16 protein-coding genes are annotated in these 19,039 nt (G+C 49.9%); 6 read left to right on the top strand and 10 right to left on the bottom strand.

The features are described 5' to 3' along the window. Nucleotides 1–91: 91 nt before the first annotated feature. The 3 genes from ACTHRY_RS03165 to ACTHRY_RS03155 all read right to left on the bottom strand — a co-directional run bounded on the left by ACTHRY_RS03165 (nt 92) and on the right by ACTHRY_RS03155 (nt 3,470). Nucleotides 92–1,027 (bottom strand): dihydroorotate oxidase, encoded by a 936-nt coding sequence (locus tag ACTHRY_RS03165; protein WP_049322087.1) that lies wholly within the window; start codon nt 1,025–1,027, stop codon nt 92–94. Between the two features lie 204 nt (nt 1,028–1,231). Then, entirely contained in the window at nt 1,232–2,413 is a 1,182-nt protein-coding gene (locus tag ACTHRY_RS03160) for an aspartate aminotransferase family protein (RefSeq protein WP_049359457.1), read from the bottom strand. Nucleotides 2,414–2,525: 112 nt separating this feature from the next. Beyond that, nucleotides 2,526–3,470 carry a class I SAM-dependent methyltransferase gene (locus ACTHRY_RS03155; RefSeq protein WP_049322089.1) on the bottom strand — a complete coding sequence of 315 codons (945 nt, stop codon included), beginning with the start codon at nt 3,468–3,470 and terminating at the stop codon, nt 2,526–2,528. Nucleotides 3,471–3,807: 337 nt separating this feature from the next. Between ACTHRY_RS03155 and ACTHRY_RS03150 the strand changes: the two genes are divergently transcribed. Then, a complete protein-coding gene (locus ACTHRY_RS03150) occupies nt 3,808–5,217 on the top strand; it encodes a DEAD/DEAH box helicase (protein WP_049322090.1) in 1,410 nt (469 codons plus the stop codon). Nucleotides 5,218–5,344: 127 nt separating this feature from the next. On the opposite strand, the gene leuB is transcribed toward ACTHRY_RS03150, so the two are convergent. From leuB to leuC, 7 genes are all read right to left on the bottom strand, one after another. After that, nucleotides 5,345–6,415, bottom strand: a complete 1,071-nt coding sequence (gene leuB, locus ACTHRY_RS03145) for a 3-isopropylmalate dehydrogenase (RefSeq protein WP_049322091.1) — start codon at nt 6,413–6,415, stop codon at nt 5,345–5,347. Between the two features lie 66 nt (nt 6,416–6,481). Then, nucleotides 6,482–7,345: a DUF1444 family protein gene (locus tag ACTHRY_RS03140; protein WP_308881250.1), complete on the bottom strand. Its 864-nt coding sequence runs from the start codon at nt 7,343–7,345 to the stop codon at nt 6,482–6,484. Between the two features lie 38 nt (nt 7,346–7,383). Continuing rightward, nucleotides 7,384–7,845: a YhcH/YjgK/YiaL family protein gene (locus ACTHRY_RS03135; RefSeq protein ID WP_308881249.1), complete on the bottom strand. Its 462-nt coding sequence runs from the start codon at nt 7,843–7,845 to the stop codon at nt 7,384–7,386. 64 nt (nt 7,846–7,909) lie between these two features. After that, nucleotides 7,910–8,551 (bottom strand): 3-isopropylmalate dehydratase small subunit, encoded by a 642-nt coding sequence (gene leuD / locus ACTHRY_RS03130; protein ID WP_308881248.1) that lies wholly within the window; start codon nt 8,549–8,551, stop codon nt 7,910–7,912. 45 nt (nt 8,552–8,596) lie between these two features. After that, nucleotides 8,597–8,962, bottom strand: coding sequence for a VOC family protein (locus tag ACTHRY_RS03125; RefSeq protein ID WP_049331002.1), 366 nt, complete (start codon nt 8,960–8,962; stop codon nt 8,597–8,599). A 103-nt stretch (nt 8,963–9,065) separates the two neighbouring features. Then, complete coding sequence (locus ACTHRY_RS03120; RefSeq protein WP_004520349.1) at nt 9,066–9,287, bottom strand: hypothetical protein; 222 nt, start codon at nt 9,285–9,287, stop codon at nt 9,066–9,068. 129 nt (nt 9,288–9,416) lie between these two features. Continuing rightward, a complete protein-coding gene (gene leuC / locus ACTHRY_RS03115) occupies nt 9,417–10,826 on the bottom strand; it encodes a 3-isopropylmalate dehydratase large subunit (protein ID WP_049343582.1) in 1,410 nt (469 codons plus the stop codon). Nucleotides 10,827–11,090: 264 nt separating this feature from the next. On the opposite strand from leuC, the gene gshA reads away from it, so the two are divergent. From gshA to uvrC, 5 genes are all read left to right on the top strand, one after another. After that, a complete protein-coding gene (gene gshA / locus ACTHRY_RS03110; RefSeq protein ID WP_440374040.1) occupies nt 11,091–12,449 on the top strand; it encodes a glutamate--cysteine ligase in 1,359 nt (452 codons plus the stop codon). Between the two features lie 101 nt (nt 12,450–12,550). Beyond that, on the top strand, nt 12,551–13,621 hold the full coding sequence (gene corA, locus ACTHRY_RS03105) for a magnesium/cobalt transporter CorA (protein WP_440374039.1): 1,071 nt from the start codon (nt 12,551–12,553) through the stop codon (nt 13,619–13,621). Between the two features lie 114 nt (nt 13,622–13,735). Further along, the gene (locus tag ACTHRY_RS03100; RefSeq protein ID WP_003686444.1) at nt 13,736–14,218 is read left to right on the top strand and encodes an acyl-CoA thioesterase; all 483 of its coding nucleotides are present in this window, start codon (nt 13,736–13,738) and stop codon (nt 14,216–14,218) included. 127 nt (nt 14,219–14,345) lie between these two features. Next, nucleotides 14,346–17,117 (top strand): DNA gyrase subunit A, encoded by a 2,772-nt coding sequence (gyrA, locus tag ACTHRY_RS03095; RefSeq protein ID WP_049322414.1) that lies wholly within the window; start codon nt 14,346–14,348, stop codon nt 17,115–17,117. Between the two features lie 64 nt (nt 17,118–17,181). Further along, the gene (gene uvrC, locus ACTHRY_RS03090; protein ID WP_070644796.1) at nt 17,182–19,023 is read left to right on the top strand and encodes an excinuclease ABC subunit UvrC; all 1,842 of its coding nucleotides are present in this window, start codon (nt 17,182–17,184) and stop codon (nt 19,021–19,023) included. Nucleotides 19,024–19,039: the final 16 nt, after the last annotated feature.

The raw sequence follows: 19,039 nt of genomic DNA, 5'->3' as shown, positions 1-19,039 counted from the left end.
TGAAGGGGGAAGACGGGTAATGTGGGGAACAATTATACAACAAGGCCGTCTGAAATTTTCAGACGGCCTTGGGCGTTTTTTAGCGTAAACCTTATGCTAAATATTTCAATTTGCCTTTGAAGTCTTCCAGTTTTTCGTAGCCTTTTTGCGCCATGATGGCTTTTAATTCAAGGGAAACCCGTTCAAAAATATCTACGCCTTGCTGGTGTAGCGCCGTGCCGATCTGCACCATGCTTGCGCCGCACAAGATGTGTTCAAACGCATCCCGGCCGCTGTAAACGCCGCCTGTTCCAATGACTTGAATAGACGGATCCAGTCTTTGATAGAACGCGTGGACATTGGCAAGCGCAGTCGGTTTGATGTATTGGCCGCCTATGCCGCCGAAGCCGTTTTTCGGGCGGATGACGACGGATTCGTCTTCGATATATATGCCGTTGCCGATGGAGTTGACACAGTTGACGAATTTTAGGGGATGATGGTTGAACACTTCTGCCGCTTGATCGAAATGGACGATATCGAAATATGGTGGTAATTTGATGCCTAAAGGTTTATCGAAGTAGCTGAAGGCTTCGCTCAAAATCTGCTCGGTGGTTTCAAAATCATAGGCGATTTGCGGCTTACCGGGGACGTTTGGGCAGGAAAGATTGAGTTCGGTAATGCCGTTGAATCCACTGTTTTGCACTTTTTTTAACAACATATGCGTTTCATCGGGCGACATACCGACCAGTGAGAGGAAAAATGTCCGTTCTGGCTGAGTCTCTTGGAGTGAAAGCAGGTAATCCAGATAGTAATCAATGCCTTGGTTTGGCAAGCCCATCGAATTGATGCTGCCGAGAGGAACATCGTGATAACGTGGCTCAGGGTTACCTTGACGCGGGGTAAGCGTTGCAGTCTTGGTAACGAAAGTGCCTGCTGAAGACTGTCTGACCGCTTCCAATTCCTCAACAGTCATACATGACACCCCAGCGGCATTCATCAGGCAGTTGTCAAAGGAAAAACCGGCGATTTGGGTTTTCAACGATACCATCTCCTGCTCCTTTTCTCTGTAAAATCAAAATGTTTGACAAGCGTAACATGAAGAGGCGGTACGATTTTTAACAAACATCAAATGACAGGGAATATAGGCGGATGTTGTTTTCAATATTGAAAAAAGGCCGTCTGAAAAACTTAAACGGTCTTTCAGACGGCCTTCACTAAGCTGTCGGCTGATTTAGCTATTGGGCTTTGAAAATCAGGCCAACCATTCGTTCAAAGCCGCTTCAAAACGTTTCAAGCCTTCGGCCATGTCCTCATCGTTCAGCAACAGGCTGGGGGCGAAACGCACCACATTGGCTCCGGCAACCAGTACCATCAGGCCGTGTTTCAAAGCAGCGGCGGTAATTTCCGATGCCTTGCCTGCGTATTCGTCTGCCAACACGCAGCCGAGCAGCAAGCCCATGCCGCGGACTTCTTTAAATACGCCGGTTTTCACGCCTAATTCACGCAAGGCCGTCTGAAGTTTTTGGCCTTGTTGCTCAACGTGTGCCAATGTTTCGGGCGCATTGATGATGTCAAACGCACGGCTGCCGACCGCGCATGCCATCGGATTGCCGCCGAAGGTTGAACCATGTGTTCCGGGGCCGAAGGTTGGGGCGATTTTATCGGTGGTCAGTATCGCGCCAATCGGGAAACCGCAACCCAAGGCTTTGGCGGAGCTGATGATGTCGGGTGTTACGCCGTAATGCTCGTAGGCAAACAGTTTGCCCGTATGACCCATGCCGGTTTGCACTTCGTCCAAAATCAGCAAAGTGCCGTGTTTGTCGCATAAACGGCGTGCGGCTTGCAGATATTCTTGGGTGGCAGGCAGAATGCCGCTTTCGCCTTGAATCGGCTCGATAATTACGGCGCAGGTTTTGTCGCCGACGGCGGCTTCCAATGCGGCAATATCATTAAATGGAACATGGGTAATATCTGACGGCAGCGGCGCGTAGTCTTTGCTGTATTTGGGCTGGCCGCCGACGGATACGGTAAACAGGGTGCGGCCGTGGAAGCTGTTGAGGCAGGAGATGATTTCGGTTTTGTGTTCGCCAAAATGATCGCGGCCGTATTTGCGCGCCAGTTTCAACGCGGCTTCATTGGCTTCTGCGCCGGAATTGCAGAAAAACACTTTGTCGGCAAAGGTGTTTTCGACCAGTTTTTTGGCTAATTCTTGCGCCGGTTGGGTAGTGTAAATATTAGAAATGTGCCAGAGTTTTTGAGACTGCTCGGCCAAGGCTGCGACCAAATCGGGATGGCAATGGCCCAGCGCGTTCACAGCAATACCGCCTGACAGGTCAATGTATTCTCGTCCTTCAGTATCCCAAACCCGGCTGCCGAGTGCGCGTTCCGGAATCATGGGGGCGAATGAGAAATTGGGCGTCAGGTAGTTTTGCATGTTATTTTCCTTTTAATATTGTCAACAATTTCTTCAATTATGCGCCTATTGATTCAGAGATTCAATATGGCAATCAGGCCGTCTGAAAACTGGCTTTCAGACGGCCTGATGCTTATTTATGCTTGATTTCCCAGCATTGATGGATTTTTTTGTTGCGGAAATCGTCGGGAACGGATTGTTTGGAAATGTCTTTGACTGCGTATTGTTCTGCGACCGAATCGTCCAACACAAAGCTGCGCAGGTTGTTGGAGAAATACAGAATGCCGTCTGAAGCGAGCAGGCTCATTGCGCCGTCAATCAGCTTTTTATGGTCGCGCTGGATGTCGAGGATGTCGAGCATCTTTTTGCTGTTGGAAAAGCTGGGCGGGTCCATGACGATCAGGTCGAACTTTTTGCCTTCGTCTGCGGCGTTTTGCAGATATTGGAACACGTCGGCGCGGACGATTTTGTGTTGTTTGGTATCGATGCCGTTGAGTTCGAAATTGCGTTTCGCCCAATCGAGATAAGTGTTGGACAAATCGACGGTTTCGCTGGATGCCGCGCCGCCGGTGGCGGCATAGACGGTGAAGCTGCCGGTGTAGGAAAACAGGTTGAGGAAGCGTTTGCCCGCCGTGGTGTCGCCGACTTTTTTGCGCGTGTTGCGGTGGTCGAGAAAGAGGCCAGTGTCGAGGTATTTGTCGAGGTTGACCCAAAACTTGCAGCCGTTTTCCGTGATGATGAAATCGTCGCCGGTTTTGCCGGTTTTCTCGTATTGTTGCAAACCTTTTTGGCGTTCGCGACGTTTGAGGTGGATTTGTTCGGGCGCAAAACCGGTCACAAAACCGATGGCTTCCAATACATCGGCAAGCCATGCTTCGTATTCTTCAGGCTGCATCAGCCAGCCGGTATCGTATTCCTGAAGGTGGATTTGGTTGCCGTAAACATCGACGGCAAAGGGAAATTGGGGAATATCGCGGTCGTAAATGCGCCAGGCTTCGATATTGTTGCGTTTGGCCCATTTCATAAGATGTTTGATGTTTTTGCCCAAGCGGTTGGCAAAGGGGGTAATGTCGGTCATGGTTTTCAGACGGCCTGAATAAGTATTGGGAAGGGGTTGGATTTTAACGCACTTGATGCCTTTTTGCTTGACTGTTATCCATAAAATCTATATTATCCGCCGTTCGCCTTTTGATACGAAGCCATCGTCATCCAACCTAAACCGCCGTTTCGGGCGCGTTTCTTTTATTGCTTGCTTATTGGCAAAGCCTTTTCTGTGCAGGTTGTCGTCGATGTTAACCACAAGCAAGATGCTTGCGACAACCCTGTAACTTCACATTTCCCGTATCGTTACTTTCCTTTGCTTCAGGTCGTCTGAAATTGTTCAGGCGTGCGCGTTGTTGTCTCTTAGGATAGATATGTCTATTAAATTTGCCGATTTGAACCTTGATAAAAACATTTTGTCCGCCGTGCGCAGCGAGGGTTACGAAAACCCGACGCCGATTCAGGCGCAAGCGATTCCGTTTGCTTTGGACGGCCGCGACATTATGGCTTCGGCACAAACCGGCTCCGGTAAAACCGCAGCCTTCCTGCTGCCGACTTTGCAAAAACTGACCAAGCGCAGCGAAAAACCGGGGAAAGGCCCGCGCGCGTTGGTGTTGACGCCGACCCGTGAATTGGCGGCTCAAGTGGAAAAAAATGCGCTGGTGTATGCTAAAAATATGCGCTGGTTCCGTACTGTCAGCATTGTCGGCGGCGCATCTTTCGGCTACCAAACCCGTGCTCTGAGCAAACCGGTTGACCTGATTGTCGCCACTCCGGGCCGTCTGATGGACTTGATGCAAAGCGGCAAAGTTGATTTCGCCCGTTTGGAAGTGCTGATTTTGGACGAAGCCGACCGTATGCTGGACATGGGCTTTATCGATGACATCGAAACCATCGTCGAAGCCACTCCGACCGACCGTCAGACTTTGTTGTTCTCCGCCACTTGGGACGGCGCAGTGGGCAAACTGGCGCGCAAACTAACCAAAGACCCTGAAATCATCGAAGTCGAGCGCGTGGACGACCAAGGCAAAATCGAAGAGCAGTTGTTGTACTGTGATGATATGCGCCACAAAAACCGCCTGCTCGACCACATCCTGCGCGACGCCAACATCGACCAATGCGTGATTTTCACGTCCACCAAAGCCATGACCGAAGTCATCGCGGATGAATTGTACGAAAAAGGTTTTGCCGCCAATTGCCTGCACGGCGATATGCCGCAAGGCTGGCGTAACCGTACGCTGATGGACTTGCGAAAAGGCCGCTGCAAAATTTTGGTTGCCACCGACGTTGCCGCTCGCGGTATCGACGTGCCAACCATTACCCACGTTATCAACTACGACTTACCAAAACAGGCTGAAGACTACGTTCACCGTATCGGCCGTACCGGTCGCGCTGGCCGTACCGGTATTGCGATTACTTTTGCCGAAGTGAATGAATACGTCAAAGTACACAAAATTGAAAAATACATCGGCCGCAAATTGCCTGAGCTGACCATCGAAGGCATGGAGCCGACACGCAAACGTAAATCTGCCGGCGGCAAACCGAAAGGCAAAGGCGGCTGGGGCGATCGTAAATCCGGCGGCTGGCGTGGCGATAAGAAACCGGGCAAAGAAGGCTTCGGTGGCAAATCACGCAGCGAAGGCCATAAAAAAGACGGTTTCAAAAAAGATGGCTTTAAGAAAGACGGTTTCAAGAAGTCTGACGGTTTCAAAAAAGGCGGCGAAGGCTTTAAAGGCAAACGTAAGTCTAACGACGGCTTTGCCGGTAAACATAAAAAAGGTTGATTGCTTCAATCTTAAGGCCGTCTGAAATAAGACGAAAGGGCGTGTGAAGATACGCCCTTTTTTATGCTTTCGAGTTTTTACATATAAAAAAGCGTGGAATTGGCCCCACGCTTTTTCAGACGGCCTCTTACAAAGCGGCCAATACGGCATCGCCCATTTCGGAGCAGGAAACCAGTTTGGTACCTTCTTCGTAAATGTCGCCGGTACGCAAGCCTTGTTGCAATACTTTTTGTACGGCGTTTTCAACTTGTTGAGCGCGTGCTTCGTCGTTTAGGCTGTAACGCAGCAACATGGCAAGAGACAATACGGTCGCCAGCGGATTGGCTTTGTTTTGACCGGCAATGTCGGGAGCGGAGCCGTGAGACGGTTCGTACAGGCCTTTGCCGTTTTCGTCCAAAGAAGCGGAAGGCAGCATACCGATGGAGCCGGTCAGCATGGAGGCTTCATCAGAGAGAATGTCGCCGAAGATGTTACCGGTGGCAATCACGTCAAACTGTTTGGGCGCGCGTACCAACTGCATGGCGGCATTGTCGACGTACATATGGGAAAGCTCAACATCAGGATATTGTTTGCCGATTTCTTCAAAGATTTCGCGCCACAGTTCGGTGGTTTCCAAAACGTTGGCTTTGCCTACGGAGCAGACTTTTTTGCTGCGTTTTTGGGCGGATTGGAAGGCAACGTGGGCAATACGGCGGATTTCGCTTTCGCTGTATTTCATGGTGTTGTAGCCTTCGCGTTCGCCGTTTTCCAAAACACGGATGCCGCGCGGTTCGCCAAAGTAAATATCGCCGGTCAGTTCGCGTACGATAAGGATGTCAAGGCCGACTACAATTTCCGGTTTCAGAGTGGAAGCATTGGCCAGCTCTTTATACAAAATGGCAGGGCGCAAATTAGCAAACAGATTCAAGTCTTTACGGATGGCCAACAAGCCGCGTTCAGGGCGTAGCGGACGGTCGAGATTGTCGTATTGAGGAGAACCGACGGCACCAAGCAGAACCGCATCGGCTTTACGGCAAAGGTTTTGCGTGAATTCTGGATAAGGATGGCCGTATTCGTCATAGGCTTCGCCGCCCAAAGGCGCATATTCGTAGCTGACATCCAAACCTTGTTCGATAAGTTTGTCGAGTACGCGGACGGTTTCTGCAACGATTTCAGGGCCGATGCCGTCGCCGCGCAAGATAGCGATATGTTTGGTCATTTCGGGTTTCCTTATGGGAAGGTTTTAGGTAAAGGGCAGGCCGTCAGTTTTTCAGACGGCCTTAAATCAATTTGCTCTGAAAACGCTGATTGTACCATTATGGTACTGGTAAAGCTGGGTAGAAATCGCGTAGGCAGAGTCTTCAAATGCCTGCAGGGCAATATTTGCCATCGCCTGCAAAGCTTCTTCATCGGATGGGCTGCAAACGAGCAGGGCGTTGCGTGCGGGGACTGCAAAAACGGGGTTGGCCGGCAGCATAGGATCGTCTTTAAGTACTTCGTCCAAAAGCAAAATCAGGGAAGCATCATAGTCGTTGTCCAAATGAATTTGAGACAATGACCAACCTTCGGCATGATGAATTTGGACACGTCCATTCATCCGTTGGTGCAGATTATCCATGGCGGTACGATACAAGGCGTCCTCATCTTCAATACCGGCCTCTTTCATATGCTCACGATTGAGCGTATGCATGGATTCTTCCGTATCCACCATATAAAGCAACATGATATCGCCGGCAATCGGTTTGTATACCAGGTAATCGGCAGGTTCGGCTTCGTCCGTATTTGTAATCAGTCTGGCGTTTTCCAGATAAATCGTATTTTTAATTGTCGGAAGAATTTGTTGTGCTGAAACACTGGCATCAGTGTCTTGAATCTTATAGATAACCGCTAAATTGGCAGCAACAATCGCCTCCAAGGCCTCGGGATTTTGCAGATAACTTGTGTAATGGTTGCTCAAATATGTGCTGAACGATGCTTCATCATCTTCGGAAAAATGGACAATGATGGGCGAAGAAGCAATAGTTTCGCCCCAGTCGATTTTTGCCTCAAGATGCAATTCTTCTTGAATGCGACGGGCAAAGTATTCGACAAATTCCTGCCAAGTCATTAATTTAGGTTTGGAGCGGAACAACTTGCTGAAAAAAGACATATTGTGTCCTGAATAAGGGGATAAGGCCGTCTGAAATATTATAGACGTTCAGTTTCAACACGGATTTTAAAAACAACTTTGCGTATGTTCGCCCTGTTGCCGACCAATGGGGCATGCGCATCATTCGGGAAAAATAGCGCAAATTCGCCTGGCTCCAAGGTCAGCCAAGTTTCCGGCTCGCAGTCAAAAAACTCGATATCGCGCTTTTCGTTGTAGCCTAAACCGTTTTTCAGACGGCCTCTGTCTATCCAGCCATACGTTTCATTGCCATCAATCGGCGTTTGAATATCAATATGTTTTAAGTGTGCTTCAGGTTGGGCTTCGCCTTTAGTCCTCATCGGCTCACTGCCGATAAAAATACGGATATTGGGATTCTCGCACGCCACTTGGCCGTCCGGCAGCTTGGAAAAATCCAAAGTCTGCAACAGATGGAAGGCTTCGGCAAAGTCGGGATGTAAGGCAGCGTAGCGGGTGGCATTGCTTATGGTGTCGGTAATCATAGTATATTTTTGTAGATTAAAGGCCGTCTGAAACACTTAAATTTTTCAGACGGCCTTTTATATATCAACCGTTAAACAGCCAAGGCTGGCTTTGGCGGCGTTTTTCTTCAAAGACGTGAATTTCGTCAGCGTGTTGCAGGGTCAGGCCGATTTCGTCCAAGCCGTTTAAGAGGCAGTGTTTGCGGTGTTCGGTAATGTCGAATGTGAATGTTTCGCCGCTAGGGGTGGTCAGGGTTTGCTCGGCAAGGTCGATGGAGAGCTGATAGCCTTCGTTGGCTTCAACTTCTTTGAAAAGCTGGTCCACCTGTTCTTCTGTCAAAACGATAGGCAAAAGGCCGTTTTTGTAGCAGTTATTGAAGAAGATGTCGGCAAAGCTGGGGGCAATGACGGCGCGGAAGCCGTAGTCGTCCAATGCCCAAGGGGCGTGTTCGCGTGAAGAGCCGCAACCGAAGTTTTTACGTGTCAACAGGATTTGTGCGCCTTGATAGCGTGGCTGGTTCAGGGAGAAATCCGGATTCAACGGGCGTTTGCTGTTGTCCATGCCCGGTTCGCCGTGGTCGAGGTAGCGCCATTCATCAAAGGCATTGGGGCCGAAGCCGCTGCGTTTGATGGATTTCAGAAATTGTTTGGGGATGATGGCATCGGTATCGACGTTGCTGCGGTCGAGCGGGGCAACGATGGCAGTAATTTTGGTAAAGGCTTTCATGTCAGATTCTTATAGTAATAATGGGAAATTTTATGGCTATTCGGGTTAGCGTGTGCTGTGCAAACCGATTCGGTTGCCTTCTGTGTCTTCGATAAATGCTGCAAAGCCATTGGCAATGCGGAATTTCTCTTGTAACAGTTTGCCGCCTGCTGCAACGGCTTTTTCTGCTGTTTCGGCGCAATCCGGGCAATTAAAGAAAATGGTTGTACCGCCGTGGCCGGGCTGGGCATTGCTGTCGTGCCAAATCATGCCTGCCGTACCGTGTTGCGTGTAATCGGCTGGAAAAATGATGAAACGGAATCCGTTGCCGCCAACGTCTTGTAGGGGCTTGCCGAATACGGATTCGTAAAAGGCTTTGGCGCGATCCAAATCATGAGCGTGAATACCAAACCAGCTTGACGGATTACTCATTGTTTCTTCCTTTGCTTGGAATTGTGAAAATGTCTGAACAAGTAATAAGGTATCAGGCCGTCTGAAACGGAGTCAGGAGCTTCAGACGGCCTGATTTACCGAATTATTCGGTAGCGGCTTCGATTTTTTCTCCAACATGGCTCATGCCGCGGCCTACTGCATTGCCGCCTTTTTTAACGGCTTCACCGGTTTTATCGGCTACGCGCTCAGCAGTCTCTTTGGTTTTGTCCCAATTGCGGTTGGTATCGTCTTTTGCGCCGGACCAAGTGCTGGAACAAGCTGACAGGATAAGGGCTGCGGCAGCCAATGCAAACAGTTTTTTCATACTAGATTCCTTTCAAGTTATCAATGATTAAGAAGGTTTTCGGACGTTTTTCGCAATATAATAAGAAAACTTGCTTGAGCAAGGTATTGTTTCAGACGGCCTGATGAATAAAGGCCGTCTGAAAATACTTTAAGCCATAGTGCGGATGTCGGTAAAGTGGCCGGTAACCGCAGCTGCGGCTGCCATGGCAGGGCTGACGAGGTGGGTGCGTCCGCCGTTGCCTTGACGGCCTTCAAAGTTACGGTTGGAAGTAGAGGCGCAACGTTGTCCTGGGGTTAGGCGGTCGGCATTCATGGCAAGGCACATAGAGCAGCCCGGCTCGCGCCATTCAAAACCGGCTTCTATAAATACTTCGTGCAAGCCTTCTTTTTCTGCTTGCTCTTTAACCAAACCGGAGCCGGGAACGATTAACACGCGTTGTACATTGTCCGCTTTTTTGCGGCCTTTGGCGATAGCGGCGGCTTCACGCAAATCTTCGATACGGCTGTTGGTACAAGAGCCGATAAAGACGATATCGACAGGGATTTCGTTCAATGGCGTACCCGCTTCCAAGCCCATGTATTCGAGGGCGCGTTCCATGCCGCTGCGTTTGACCGGATCGGCTTCTTCGGCAGGATTAGGCACTTTCCCGCTGATGTCCAAAACCATTTCGGGCGATGTGCCCCAGGTTACTTGGGGCTCGATGTCTTCGGCTTTGAAGTGGTATTCCTTATCAAAAACTGCGCCTTCGTCAGACACCAGCGTGCGCCAGTATTCGACGGCTTTGTCCCATGCTTCGCCTTTAGGTGCGAAAGGTTTGCCTTTTACATAGTCGATGGTGGTTTGGTCGACGGCAACCATGCCTGAGCGCGCACCGGCTTCGATCGCCATATTGCACAAGGTCATGCGGCCTTCCATAGAAAGGCTGCGGATGGCTTCGCCGCCAAATTCAATGGCGTAGCCTGTACCGCCGGCCGTACCGATTTGGCCGATGATATAAAGCGCTACGTCTTTTGCGGTAACACCGGGTTTCAGACGACCCTCAACGGAAATCAGCATGGATTTGGATTTTTTCGCGGTAATACACTGGGTTGCCATGGTATGTTCGACTTCGGAAGTACCGATACCGTGCGCCAATGCGCCGAATGCGCCGTGGGTAGAAGTGTGCGAGTCGCCGCAGACAACGGTCATGCCGGGCAGGGTGGCACCTTGTTCCGGGCCCATAACGTGCACGATGCCTTGGCCTTTATCCATAAACGGGAAGTAGGCGAGTGCGCCAAACTCTTTAATGTTTTTGTCCAAAGTATCGACTTGCAGTTTGGAAATCGGGTCTTGGATACCTTTGTCCCAGTCGCCGGTCGGGGTATTGTGGTCGGCGGTGGAGACTACGCTGTCGATACGCCAGAGTTTGCGGCCGGCCATTTTCAAGCCTTCAAATGCCTGCGGGCTGGTAACTTCGTGAACCAAATGACGGTCGATGTAAAGCAGGACAGTGCCGTCTTCTTCTTCGCGGACGACGTGGCTGTTCCAAAGTTTATCGTAAAGGGTTTGTGCGCTCATGATGAGTTTCTTTGCTAATTGGTAAGTATGAATGATGGTTTGTGTTTATGGGCGGATTTTAGGCTTTTTATAGGGGCTGTGCAATAGAAATTTGTCCAATTTTTAAAATTTGTCGTAAAGTTTCAAAAATTCTTATTGAAAATTAGACAAATTGTAGAATTGTTGACAAAAAGATGCATTTTATCTGAAAGAATGCTTGTCGAAATGCACTAAAAAGTTCTATCATTCTCACTCAATATCCACATTTACCAAGAGGTATAGAGAATGAAATTACCGGTTCTGGCTCCTGAGTACCTGACTCAATTTCAGGAATTCGAGAGAAAAATTCTTGCCAATCATGCCAAAATCGAAGCATGGTTTCGTTCGCATTGGAACGAACACCGTCCGCCGTTTTATGGTTCGGTTGACATCCGCAATGCCGGTTACAAAATTTCATCTATCGATATGAATTTGTTTCCGGGCGGCTTCAATAATTTGAATCCAAACTTTATCCCGCTGGCGGCGGTTGCCGTGCAAGATGCGGTACAGCGCGCCTGTGAAACGGCAAAATCCGTATTGATTATTCCTGAAAACCACACACGCAACACATTCTATCTTCAAAACGTTTACGCACTCAGCGAGATTTTGCGTTCGGCAGGGTATGAAGTCCGTTTGGGCAGCCTGAATCCTGAGATAACCGAGCCGACTGAGTTTGAAACTGCCTTGGGCGACAAAATCCTGCTGGAGCCTCTATTGCGTACCCGCGAGCGCGTCCACCTTGCCGACGGTTTTTCGCCTTGCGTTGTTTTGTTGAATAACGACTTGTCCGCCGGCGTTCCCGATATTCTCAAAGGCATCAGCCAAACCGTATTGCCTCCATTGCACGGCGGCTGGACGACTCGCCGTAAAACAGAACATTTCAGTGCATACAACCAAGTTGCCGCCGAATTTGCCAAGCTGATTGACATCGACGAATGGCAAATCAATCCTTATTTTGAAAAAATCAGCGGTTTGGATTTCCAAGAGCGCGAAGGCGAGGACGCGTTGGCAGGCGCGGTAGAGCGCGTATTGGCGAAAATTCAAGCCAAATACGATGAATTGGGCATTACCGACCAGCCTTTCGTTATTGTGAAAGCCGACGCAGGTACTTATGGCATGGGCGTGATGAGCGTTAAATCCGCCGATGAAGTGCGCGGATTGAACCGCAAAAACCGCAATAAAATGGCGAAAGTCAAAGAAGGTTTGGAAGTCAGCGAAGTCATTGTCCAAGAAGGCATTTATACTTATGAAACCATGAACGGCGCCGTGTGCGAACCTGTCGTGTATATGATGGACCGTTTCGTAATCGGTGGCTTCTTCCGTGTTCACGAAGGCCGTGGTGCAGACGAAAATCTCAACGCCGGCGGTATGGTATTTGTGCCACTGTCCAACAGCATTCCCACCGGCAGTGGCGACAATTCCCAAGAAGCGCCCGAAGCCTGCAAGCGCGTATTTGAACAATGGGATTCGCTTGGTATGCCGCGCTCTGAAAAAGACTGCGACGTCGACAATGAACACAACCGCCTCTACGTTTACGGCGTAATGGCGCGCCTGTCCTTGCTTGCTGCCGCATTGGAGCTGGAGAAAACCGCGCCTCAAGCCTAATAAAACGTTGATCGATATTGTCAGGCCGTCTGAAAATTAGTTTTCAGACGGCCTTTTATGTCTGTACAATTCATTCTAACTAAAAAACATGATTTATTTTTATGAGCAAACCAGCCAATCCAGTTGTGACAACCGACAATCTGCAAGACCAAACCATGCAGCGCAGCAATACCGACAATGCGCCGCGTTCTGCCATCCACCAAACCTTATATTCCGCCGATACCTTTGTTCAGCATGATTATCTTGCCGGAAAGGCTTTGCCCGATATTGCACGCCCGCAAGAAGGCCAAATCAACTGGCTGCATTTTGTCGGCATCAACGATGCTACTTTGCTCAAACACGCGCTTGAGCCTTACGGCATCCATGAGCTGGTTATTGAGGATATTCTCAGCCGCAAGCAGCGTCCGAAAATCGAAGACTACGGCAGCTATGTTTTTACTGCTGCACAGGTTTACCACTATACCTCCACGGGTAAGCTCTATTCCGATCAAGTGTATGTGATTATCGGCAAAGATTTTGTGTTGTCTTTCCAACAAAAACCGTTGGGCTTGTTTAGCCATCTTCGCCGGCAGATGCACGAAAACCCGCACAATATTTTGAACAAAAATACGGCGTTTCTTGCTTATTGCCTGCTCGACCGTATTGTGGACGACTATTTCATTGTTTTGGAGTCGTACAACAACCGTGTCGAAACAATAGACAAGTCCCTGTTTAAAAATGAAAACAGCGATATTCTCAGTAAGATTCACCGCCTCAAGCGCGATGCCGTCCGTCTGCGCCGTACACTTTTGCCATTGCGCGATGTGTTCTACCAACTGGCCGTACGCGGCGATTTTGCCATTTTCAAAGGCGAATCGACTGTTTATCTGCGCGATGTGTACGATCACAATATGCAGCTTATCGAATCGCTTGATGCCTCGCGTGATATGGTGTTGAGCATGATGGACATTTATCTTTCCTTCCAATCCAACCGCATGAACCAGCAAATGCGCGTGTTGACGGTTATTACCATCATCTTCATGCCACTGACCGTCATTACCGGCATCTACGGCATGAACTTCGACAATATGCCCGAGCTGCATTGGCATTACGGCTATTTCATGGTTTTGGGTGTGATGCTGTGCATTATTATCGGACTGCTGATTTTCTTTTCGCGTAGAAAATGGCTGTAAACAGGAAGGCAATGGGTTGAAATTCAACGATTAAAAACGGTAGAATGATTTTGCACACGTGCAGTCTGAAGTTTTCAGACAATTTTAAAATAAATATCAAAAGGAGAATAAACGATGAAACCGGAACGCCAACTACCTTCCCATGAACTGATCATGTCCGAGCTGATGATGCCTTATACGGCAAACTTCAGCGGCAATGTTCACGGCGGCGATCTTCTGCGCCTGCTCGACCAAGTGGCATATTCCTGCGCATGCCGTTACAGCGGAACCTATTGCGTTACTCTGTCTGTTGATAAAGTATTGTTTAAAGAGCCTATTCATGTCGGTGAGTTGGTAACCTTTTACGCCAGTATCAACTACACCGGCCGTACTTCTATGGAAGTCGGTATCCGTGTGGAGGCGCAAAACATCCACACAGGCGAAGTGCGTCATACCAACAGCTGCTACTTCACTATGGTTGCCGTTGAAGACGGTAAGCCGGTTCCTGTACCGCCTTTGGAAATCAATACACAGCGCCAACGCTGCCGTTATGAAAGGGCTAAAAAGCGTAAAGAATTGAGTCTGCAGGCTGCGAACGAAGATTCTGGCTGCAACTAAATTAAATTTATTAAATAATGAAGGCCGTCTGAAATCCTGTTTCAGACGGCCTTCACGCAAAAGCCATAAACCGCTTGTTTTGTGGTAGAATCAACAAGATTTTTGCCATACGAAATTACAGATAATCATGACCGACGCAACCATCCGCAACGACCATAAATTTGCACTTGAAACCCTGCCTGTCAGCCTTGAAGACGAAATGCGCAAGAGCTACCTCGATTACGCCATGAGCGTGATTGTGGGTCGAGCCCTGCCGGATGTCCGCGACGGTCTCAAGCCGGTACACCGTCGCGTGTTGTACGCGATGCACGAGTTGAAAAATAACTGGAATTCCGCCTATAAAAAATCGGCGCGTATCGTCGGTGACGTTATCGGTAAATATCACCCCCACGGTGATACAGCCGTTTACGACACCATCGTCCGCATGGCGCAAGACTTCTCTATGCGTTATGTACTGATCGACGGTCAGGGTAACTTTGGTTCCGTTGACGGATTGGCCGCGGCAGCCATGCGTTATACCGAAATCCGCATGGAAAAAATTTCTCATGAAATGTTGGCGGATATTGAAGAAGAAACCGTCAATTTCGGCCCCAACTATGACGGCAGCGAACATGAGCCGCTGGTATTACCGACCCGTTTCCCCGCGCTGCTAGTCAACGGTTCGTCCGGTATTGCCGTCGGTATGGCAACCAATATCCCGCCGCACAATTTGGGCGATACCATCAATGCCTGCCTGCGCTTGTTGGACGAGCCTGAAACAGAAATCGACGAACTGATTAACATCATCCAAGCGCCCGATTTCCCGACCGGTGCGACTATTTACGGCTTGAGTGGCGTGCGCGAAGGCTATAAAACCGGCCGCGGCCGCGTGGTCATGCGCGGTAAAACCCATATCGAGCCTATCGGTAAAAACGGCGAGCGCGAAGCCATTGTAATCGATGAAATCCCATATCAAGTAAACAAAGCCAAGCTGGTTGAGAAAATCGGCGAATTGGTACGCGAAAAAACGCTGGAAGGCGTATCCGACCTGCGCGACGAGTCCGACAAATCCGGTATGCGTGTCGTAATCGAATTGAAACGCAATGAAAATGCCGAAGTCGTTTTGAACCAACTCTACAAACTGACCCAGCTGCAAGACAGCTTCGGTATCAACATGGTGGCCTTGGTTGACGGCCAGCCGCGTTTGCTGAACCTGAAACAAATCCTGTCAGAATTCCTGCGCCACCGTCGCGAAGTCGTTACCCGCCGTACTTTGTTCCGCCTGAAAAAAGCACGTCATGAAGGCCATATTGCCGAAGGTAAAGCGGTGGCCTTGTCCAATATCGACGAAATCATCCGTCTGATCAAAGAATCTGCCAATGCGCCGGAAGCCAAAGAAAAATTGCTGTCCCGCCCATGGCGCAGCAGCTTGGTTGAAGATATGCTCAGCCGTACGGATTTGGACCTGCAAATGATGCGTCCTGAAGGCTTGCCTGAAAATTTGGGTCTGCACAGTCAAGGCTATTACCTGAGCGAATTGCAAGCTGATGCCATCCTGCGCATGAGCTTGCGCAACCTGACTGGTCTCGATCAGGAAGAAATTGTCGGCGAATATAAAAATCTGATGAGCAAAATCATTGATTTCGTGGATATTCTTTCCAAACCAGAGCGCGTTACCCAAATCATCCGCGAAGAATTGGCAGATATTAAAGCCAACTTCGGTGACGAGCGTCGCAGCGAAATCAATCCGTTTGGCGGCGACATTGCCGATGAAGACCTGATTCCGCAACGCGAAATGGTCGTTACCCTGACTCATGGCGGCTACATCAAAACCCAGCCGACAACCGATTATCAGGCGCAGCGTCGCGGCGGCCGCGGTAAGCAGGCAGCGGCCACCAAAGACGAAGACTTTATCGAAACCCTGTTTGTTGCCAATACGCATGATTATTTGATGTGCTTTACCAATCTCGGTAAGTGCCACTGGATTAAGGTTTACAAACTGCCGGAAGGCGGCCGTAACAGTCGCGGCCGTCCGATTAACAACGTTATCCAATTGGAAGAAGGCGAAAAAGTCAGCGCGATTTTGGCTGTCCGCGAGTTCCCGGAAGACCAATACGTCTTCTTCGCCACCGCACAAGGCATGGTGAAAAAAGTCCAGCTGTCTGCGTTTAAAAACGTCCGCAGCCAAGGTATTAAAGCCATCGCACTTAAAGAAGGCGATTACTTGGTCGGCGCAGCGCAAACCGGCGGTGCAGACGATATTATGTTGTTCTCCAACTTGGGCAAAGCCATCCGCTTTAACGAATATTGGGAAAAATCCGGTAACGATGATGCAGAAGATGCCGATATCGAAACCGAAAACGAAGATTCAGATGGCCTGGATGATGAAAATGCCGAAAACGCATTGCCAAGCGGCAAACACGGTGTCCGTCCGTCCGGTCGCGGCAGCGGCGGCCTGCGCGGTATGCGCCTGCCGGCCGATGGCAAGATTGTCAGCCTGATTACCTTCGCCCCCGAAGCCGAGCAAAGTGATTTGCAAGTATTGACCGCTACCGCCAACGGCTATGGCAAACGTACCCCGATTGCCGATTACAGCCGTAAAAACAAAGGCGGCCAAGGCAATATCGCCATCAATACCGGCGAACGCAATGGCGATTTGGTTGCCGCGACTTTGGTCAGCGAAACCGACGACCTGATGCTGATTACCAGCGGTGGCGTCCTGATTCGTACCAAAGTTGAGCAAATCCGCGAGACCGGCCGTGCTGCCGCAGGTGTCCGCCTGATTAATCTGGATGAAGGCGAAACCTTGGTCAGCTTAGAACGCGTGGCCGAAGAGGCTGAAGATGAAGCCACTTTAGAAAGCGATGCAGCCGAAAACCAAGTGGTAGAAACTGAAGATACTCCGTCTCAAGAATCTTAAACATCAATGAAAAAGGCCGTCTGAAACATTTTCAGACGGCCTGCTTATTCCAAAAGAAAATCCCGTGAGCGCAACCGAACCGTTCGATTTACCTCTTTTTCTGAAAAATCTCCCCAATCTGCCGGGCGTGTACCGTTTTTTTGACGAAGACAACAATGTTTTGTATGTCGGCAAAGCGGTCAATCTCAAGCGGCGCGTTTCCAGCTATTTCCAAAAAAACGACCATTCGCCGCGTATCGCATTGATGGTAAAACAGGTTCACCACATCGAAACTACCATCACACGTTCCGAAGCCGAAGCGCTGATTCTCGAAAACAATTTCATCAAAGCCCTGTCGCCGAAATACAATATCCTTTTCCGCGATGACAAAAGCTATCCTTATTTGATGCTCAGCGGCCATCAATATCCGCAAATGGCGTATTACCGCGGCACGCTGAAAAAGCCTAATCAATATTTCGGCCCGTATCCCAACAGCAACGCCGTGCGCGACAGCATTCAAGTGTTGCAAAAAGTTTTTATGTTGCGTACCTGCGAAGACAGCGTATTCGAGCATCGCGACCGTCCTTGTCTGCTGTACCAAATCAAACGCTGCACCGCGCCTTGTGTCGGACATATCAGCGAAGAAGATTATCGTGACAGCGTGCGTGAAGCCGCAACTTTCCTCAATGGCAAAACCGACGAACTGACGCGTACCTTGCAACACAAAATGCAAACCGCCGCCGCCAATCTGCAATTTGAGGAAGCAGCCCGTTACCGCGATCAAATTCAAGCGCTCGGCATCATGCAGAGTAATCAGTTTATCGACAGTAAAAATCCGAACAATCCAAACGATATCGATTTGCTCGCGCTGGCGGTTTCAGACGGCCTGGTTTGCGTACACTGGGTTAGCATCCGCGGCGGACGGCATGTCGGCGATAAAAGCTTTTTCCCTGACACCAAAAACGACCCCGAACCAAACGGGCAAGACTACGCCGAAGCCTTCGTCGCCCAACACTATCTGGGCAAAAGCAAACCCGACATCATCATCAGCAACTTTCCCGTTCCCGATGCGCTGAAAGAGGCTTTGGAAGGCGAACACGGCAAGCAGATGCAATTTGTCACCAAGACCATAGGCGAACGCAAGGTCTGGCTGAAAATGGCGGAACAAAACGCACAAATGGCGATTGCACAACGTCGCCTGCAACAAAGCAGCCAGCAACACCGTATTGACGAACTGGCAAAAATCCTCGGCATGGATTCAGACGGCCTCAACCGCCTTGAATGTTTCGATATCAGCCACACGCAAGGCGAGGCCACTATTGCGTCCTGCGTTGTGTACGATGAGCAAAACATCCAGCCTTCGCAATACCGCCGCTACAACATCACGACCGCCAAGCCCGGCGACGACTATGCCGCCATGCGCGAAGTGTTGACGCGCCGTTACGGCAAAATGCAGGAAGCCGAAGCCAACGGAGAGGCCGTCAAATGGCCGGATGTCGTGTTGATTGACGGCGGCAAAGGGCAAATCGGCGTAGCCGTATCGGTATGGGAAGAACTCGGGCTGCACATACCTTTGGTCGGTATCGCCAAAGGCCCTGAGCGCAAAGCCGGTATGGAAGAACTCATACTGCCTTTTACCGGCGAAGTCTTCCGCCTGCCGCCCAATAGCCCGGCCTTGCATTTATTGCAAACCGTACGCGATGAATCGCACCGCTTTGCGATTACAGGCCACCGCAAAAAACGCGACAAAGCACGCGTTACTTCCTCACTCAGCGAAATCCCCGGTATCGGCAGCAAACGCCGCCAAGCATTGCTTACCCGATTCGGCGGTCTGCGCGGCGTGATTGCGGCCAGCCGCGAGGACTTGGAAAAAGTGGAAGGCATCAGCAAAGCCTTGGCGGAAACCATTTATGAGCATCTGCACTGATTGGCTTGAACAGCAA

The organism is Neisseria sp. P0004.S004 (assembly GCF_051963335.1).
Taxonomy (GTDB): domain Bacteria; phylum Pseudomonadota; class Gammaproteobacteria; order Burkholderiales; family Neisseriaceae; genus Neisseria.
The sequence above is the reverse complement of the archived record's forward strand: the minus strand, read 5'-3'. Positions and strand labels throughout refer to the sequence as shown.

What these genes read in the sequence shown, in the direction of transcription:
- ACTHRY_RS03165 (WP_049322087.1), bottom strand. Translation starts at nt 1,027, where the DNA reads ATGGTATCGTTGAAAACCCAAATCGCCGGTTTTTCCTTTGACAACTGC.
- ACTHRY_RS03160 (WP_049359457.1), bottom strand. Translation starts at nt 2,413, where the DNA reads ATGCAAAACTACCTGACGCCCAATTTCTCATTCGCCCCCATGATTCCG.
- ACTHRY_RS03155 (WP_049322089.1), bottom strand. Translation starts at nt 3,470, where the DNA reads ATGACCGACATTACCCCCTTTGCCAACCGCTTGGGCAAAAACATCAAA.
- ACTHRY_RS03150 (WP_049322090.1), top strand. Translation starts at nt 3,808, where the DNA reads ATGTCTATTAAATTTGCCGATTTGAACCTTGATAAAAACATTTTGTCC.
- leuB (WP_049322091.1), bottom strand. Translation starts at nt 6,415, where the DNA reads ATGACCAAACATATCGCTATCTTGCGCGGCGACGGCATCGGCCCTGAA.
- ACTHRY_RS03140 (WP_308881250.1), bottom strand. Translation starts at nt 7,345, where the DNA reads ATGTCTTTTTTCAGCAAGTTGTTCCGCTCCAAACCTAAATTAATGACT.
- ACTHRY_RS03135 (WP_308881249.1), bottom strand. Translation starts at nt 7,845, where the DNA reads ATGATTACCGACACCATAAGCAATGCCACCCGCTACGCTGCCTTACAT.
- leuD (WP_308881248.1), bottom strand. Translation starts at nt 8,551, where the DNA reads ATGAAAGCCTTTACCAAAATTACTGCCATCGTTGCCCCGCTCGACCGC.
- ACTHRY_RS03125 (WP_049331002.1), bottom strand. Translation starts at nt 8,962, where the DNA reads ATGAGTAATCCGTCAAGCTGGTTTGGTATTCACGCTCATGATTTGGAT.
- ACTHRY_RS03120 (WP_004520349.1), bottom strand. Translation starts at nt 9,287, where the DNA reads ATGAAAAAACTGTTTGCATTGGCTGCCGCAGCCCTTATCCTGTCAGCT.
- leuC (WP_049343582.1), bottom strand. Translation starts at nt 10,826, where the DNA reads ATGAGCGCACAAACCCTTTACGATAAACTTTGGAACAGCCACGTCGTC.
- gshA (WP_440374040.1), top strand. Translation starts at nt 11,091, where the DNA reads ATGAAATTACCGGTTCTGGCTCCTGAGTACCTGACTCAATTTCAGGAA.
- corA (WP_440374039.1), top strand. Translation starts at nt 12,551, where the DNA reads ATGAGCAAACCAGCCAATCCAGTTGTGACAACCGACAATCTGCAAGAC.
- ACTHRY_RS03100 (WP_003686444.1), top strand. Translation starts at nt 13,736, where the DNA reads ATGAAACCGGAACGCCAACTACCTTCCCATGAACTGATCATGTCCGAG.
- gyrA (WP_049322414.1), top strand. Translation starts at nt 14,346, where the DNA reads ATGACCGACGCAACCATCCGCAACGACCATAAATTTGCACTTGAAACC.